Source organism: Emticicia sp. (genome assembly GCF_049241225.1).
Classification (GTDB): Bacteria; Bacteroidota; Bacteroidia; order Cytophagales; family Spirosomataceae; genus Emticicia.
This window is the reverse complement of the sequence record NZ_JBMLRC010000201.1, coordinates 1-4886: the sequence shown is the minus strand read 5'-3', so window position 1 is coordinate 4886 and position 4886 is coordinate 1. Positions and strand designations below refer to the sequence as shown.

Below are 4886 nucleotides of genomic sequence, written 5' to 3'. Positions count from 1 at the left end.
AAAAAACTGACTATAAGCGTTTTAAAGATTTTTTTTATCATTTTGTTCTGTTTAAACTATCGTTAATAAATCTATCTTTCTTTTCAGACGAACTTCAAGTTCGCCCCACAGAAGAGCTATCTTACTCATCAAAACTCCCAGCGATAACTCAAAATCGGAATTAAGCCAAGCTGATACTGTCTAACGATTTTATTTTGTAACCTATCATAGTAACTAAACGAAACATTCTGATAACCAGCCACATTCTGAATGTCCAAAGCCAATGTACGAGAGTATTTTACCCTTGATTTTTTTAGATATATACGAAAATCTGGTCGGAAATAGTCGGGTTGTTTTACCGTAAAATCGTAAGCATCTTTGTATATCAATTTTTTTCGTGCAATTGAAACCTCTTCGTTTATTTCTCTTTCATAGTACCCACCCAGCCATACTACTCGCACACTTGCTCCTAACATTCGATTTTTGCTTCTCTCCCACTCTTTTCCAATCGTCAGATTAAAAATATGCTTTCCGTTGTATCGACTGTTGCGTCTTACACCATCATTAATCGTGTAGGCACGATACAAAGTGGCATTCGTAAGGGCATAAAAACCATTCGTAAGAAATTGCTGGTAAGTAAATTCAATACCGTAGTTTTCGCCATTGCCTAAATTACGCAAATTTGCCGAAGGATATTCTTCGATGATATTTAAAGCCGAAAAGGCCGAAGTACCGCTGAAAGTAGGCACATTAAATATTTTTTGGTAATAGAGCTCGGTCTTGAAATAAGAGCCTTTCTTGAAAGTATATTGATGGCTCAGTACATAATGATGCGATTTTGTCAAATCCAAGTACGCATTGGTCAGATTATTATCGAAGAAATCAGACTGAGCAAAGTATAATTGAGCAGGCTGTAACTGGCTATGCAAACCATAAGCCACACTAATCGACTGATTATTAGATAGTTGATAATTAAGCGACAAGCGTGGTTCGAAAGACTTTGTTTTATTGAAAGTGTAGTTGAGATAATGTAAACCAAGGTTTGCCGAAAGTTTAGGCAAAGGTGATAAATGAAAGTTTAAATATGGTTGAAGTACCAATCCAGTTGCATGGCCTTCTGCTCTGAAAGTATTTTCTGATACCGATAGAAGTTCGTCGTATTGATGCGTGACAAATACACCAACTTTCAAATTATTGTTTTCATTAAATTTATAACTCAAACTCGTTGAAAATGACTTTTTTGTTTTCTTAGATTTATCATTATCAGTCGGGAATCTTGCAAACGAAGCCATACTCAATATATAGGCATCTCTCAAACTACTCAAGCCCGAAGCTACCACTGCTGTTCTCCACAAAGTTCTTTTACCTAAATTTACGCTATGAGTCAGCCCAGCAGCACCCATTTGGTTTTTATAGTTTATATCAAATCCATCTTTTTGAACAACCCATTGAGAAGCATCTCTTACTGCTGCAAAAACATTACTACTCAAGCCCAGCATTCCGAACACCGTGAAGGTTCCTGTTTTTTTTGTTGGAAAATTAAGGTTAAAAGCTAAATCTTGAAATCGAATGTCTTCTCCACCAAATTTTACACCCATTGTTGCCAGCAAGCCAGTAAACGAATAACGGTAATTGATAAGATAGCTCGCCCCTCGTTTTCCCATTGGTCCTTCGGCGGCCAAATCAATGCCAATTAAGCCCGCTTGTGCCGTAAATTCATGCTTTTTATCGTTTCCCTTGCGTAAACGCATATCCATTACACCCGAAAGTGCATTGCCATATTCAGCCGGAAATGCACCAGTCAAGAAATTCATATTACCCAATAATTGGGCAGAAAGAATATTTACTCCTCCCGAATTTTGAGTAATTCGGTCGCTAAAAGTTCCCGCATTGCTCAAATGATTGGGATTCACGATTTCTATACCTTCCAAACGCCACTGAACACCATTGGGCGAGTTTCCACGCACAACCATTCCGTTAGCTTGGTCGTTTGAATTGGCCACACCTGCGTATGCGGTTGCCAAACGTGCAGGGTCGAGATAAGTGCCAGGATAACGAAAAATTTGCTCGGTTGTGATATTCTGAATGCTCGTAACCGCCCCAGAAAGATTAGCCGATGGTGCTCTTACAACTGCCTCAGCCAGCTGATTGGCAGTGGCCTGCAGTCTGATTTCCAAGACCATTTCTTTGCCAGATTCGAGCAAAAGTTCAGATATAATTTGGCTTTCGTAGCCCACCGAACTTACTTGCAGCTGATAACGACCAATGGGCATTTTCCCAAACGAAAAGCTGCCTTCGGTGTCAGTTTGAGTACCTTGCTTTGAGTTTAAAACCGTAATTGAAGCTCCAATGACAGGCTGTTCGCTAATAAAATCGACAACTTTTCCACGAATGATTTGTGAAGCCGATGGCGTATTTTTTGAACCAGACTGAGCAATCACTCCAAAGCACGTGCCTATCAAAATTACGACGGTGATAAATCCTCTGTACATCAATCTATTAGTTAAGAGAAAACATATTTTACTGCCAAAGTCTAAACATTTAGATACCACAAAGGTTTATTTGTAAATGAATTCAGATATGATACATAATCAGTTCGAGACCAAATTTTATGGGCAATTGGATGCATTTTTCCAATCGCACGGGTTTGGTTTTGTACCTGACCAAAAGCAGTACCGCAAATCTACACAAAACGGCTTTCAGAATATAATTTTTTCTATTTCAGAAGCACAAAATGTATTTTGGGTTGAAGTAAACTTTGGCGTAAGATTCGAGTTTATCGAACAAATAGCACAGCAATTTCTTAATAATAGTTTTGGGTATCGCCCAGCGGCTAATACCTTGGTAATAAGCATCGGTAAATTTCTTGAAATTAAATATTTCAGATATAAAGTAGCCAACCAAGAAGATTTTGATAGAGTAACGCAGGAAATAAGGAGTTTTTTTGAAGAAAAGGGCTTTGATTTCTTGAATACTGCCGATTCAATAAATTTTATTGAAGAAACTTTGAATGATTCGCCAACGATGCCTTGTCGATATTTATACAATCAAGTACATCGCTGTTTTAAAGGAATAATTGCCGCAAAGCTCAGTGATAACTGTAATTTTTCGACAGTTACAAATATTTATCGCCATTTTCTGCTGAAAAACGGCACTGACGAAGATTTATTAAGCTACGAACGTCTCATCTCGTTTTTGCATCATTATAATGCGAATTGAAAATTAGTCCATTGTCAATAGTCCACTGTCCACTGTTGTCAGTCCATAGTCCACAGGCGACAGTCAACAGACAAAACTTTTATTGAACTGTTGACTATCGACTGCCGACCGTGGACTTTTACTCCTTCACCACCTTACTACTCCCCGAAAGGTCAGATTCTACTTTGGCTGCCCCACGATAACGCACCTTACTGGCTCCGCTGGCTTTAACTTTGAGTTGTTGGGCTACATTTACTCGGCCATTGCTCGCTCCCGAAAGGTTCAACGAAGCATCGGTCGCATCCACCCCAAAAGCATTTAGAATCGATGCCCCCGAAAGTTCGGCGTAGATTTTATCAGTTTTTCCTTCCAATTCAAGCGTTGAAGCACCCGAAAGGTCAATATCAAAGTTTTTTGCACTTGTATAAAATGTTGCTTTTGATGCTCCCGATAAATCAATTTCTAAATCTGAGAGGTTATCAAAGCCTTTCACACTCGCTTCGGCAGCTCCCGAAAAATCTACTTCCTTCAAAGTTGGCATTTCGATTTCGATACTCATTCTGTATCTACGCAATCGCCAGTTGTTTCGGTAATACACTTCCAGCGTACCGTTGCGTTCTTTTACTACCAAATCATCAATATCTCGTCCATCGCCCGACGCCTTGATTTTGTAATCGCTACCCTTCCTAACCGTAATCTCAAAGGCATTTCCAATCTCTAATCCATCAAAATTCTTTACATCAAAAGATTCTTGTACAACATTTCTGGGGTCAACGGTTTGTTGAAGTACATCGCACGAACTCATGCTTAAACTCAAGGCAGTTATCACTAAAGCGGAGGCAATTCTTACATTTTTCATTTTTTTAATAGTTTTTTCATTGATTTGTTTGATGCTATGACAGCCTAAAAAGCTTTTCCCCCTACGCTACCAAAAAAATATTTTCAAAAAATCTTCTTCCCCGTAGGGGAAACTCTCAACATGGTTGTCTTAATAGTATTGGTTACATACATACGGATTTATACATAATTACATGAGCAACATCGTAAATCGTCATTCGTAAATCGTAATTCACTTAGCTTTAAACATAGAAAATTGCACATAAAACTTTATGTTTGCACAAAATATTCTTTTTACAATCGGTGGTTTTATCTGAACAAGAAATAATTGGTGCAATCAGAGAGGGCAATGAACGTATTTTCGAAGAAACTTTTCGAAAATATTATCAGAGCCTTTGCAACTATGCCAATTCGATTTTGAAAGAAATGGACGAAGCCGAGGAGGTTGTTCAGAACCTATTTCTGAGTATTTGGGAAAAACGCAGCGATTTGGAAATCAGTATTTCGCTAAAGTCGTATCTGTACCGAGCGGTGCATAATCATTGCTTGAATCGAATAAAGCATTTGAAAGTTAGAGAAGAATATCAGCAATACGCCGTAAATTTTTATGATGCTTCGTATGAGTCGGTCAGCCAAACGGTTATGAAAAATGAACTCGAAACGAAAATCGAAGAAGCTATCAAGAAATTACCCGAGCAGTGCCGATTGATATTCCAAATGAGCAGATTTGAAGAATTGAAATACCACGAAATTGCCGAACAATTAGAGCTTTCGCCAAAAACAGTCGAAAATCAGATTGGAAAAGCACTAAAAATATTAAGAGTCGAACTAGCAGAATATTTACCATTGATTATTATTTGTGGCACAACTTT

General features: G+C 38.2%; 4 protein-coding genes. 2 read left to right on the top strand and 2 right to left on the bottom strand.

Annotated features, from left to right (window positions below; translation table 11 throughout):
- Window positions 1-128: 128 nt before the first annotated feature.
- On the bottom strand, window positions 129-2471 hold the full coding sequence (locus ACOVO2_RS11145; RefSeq protein ID WP_421770043.1) for a TonB-dependent receptor: 2343 nt from the start codon (window positions 2469-2471) through the stop codon (window positions 129-131).
- A gap of 76 nt (window positions 2472-2547) precedes the next feature.
- Between ACOVO2_RS11145 and ACOVO2_RS11140 the strand changes: the two genes are divergently transcribed.
- On the top strand, window positions 2548-3198 hold the full coding sequence (locus ACOVO2_RS11140) for a hypothetical protein (protein ID WP_421770042.1): 651 nt from the start codon (window positions 2548-2550) through the stop codon (window positions 3196-3198).
- Between the two features lie 118 nt (window positions 3199-3316).
- Here ACOVO2_RS11140 and ACOVO2_RS11135 read toward each other — a convergent pair whose 3' ends face one another.
- Complete coding sequence (locus tag ACOVO2_RS11135) at window positions 3317-4036, bottom strand: head GIN domain-containing protein (RefSeq protein ID WP_421770041.1); 720 nt, start codon at window positions 4034-4036, stop codon at window positions 3317-3319.
- A 281-nt stretch (window positions 4037-4317) separates the two neighbouring features.
- Here ACOVO2_RS11135 and ACOVO2_RS11130 point away from each other — a divergent pair.
- The coding region (locus ACOVO2_RS11130; protein WP_421770046.1) for an RNA polymerase sigma-70 factor at window positions 4318-4886 on the top strand (569 nt) is incomplete at its 3' end.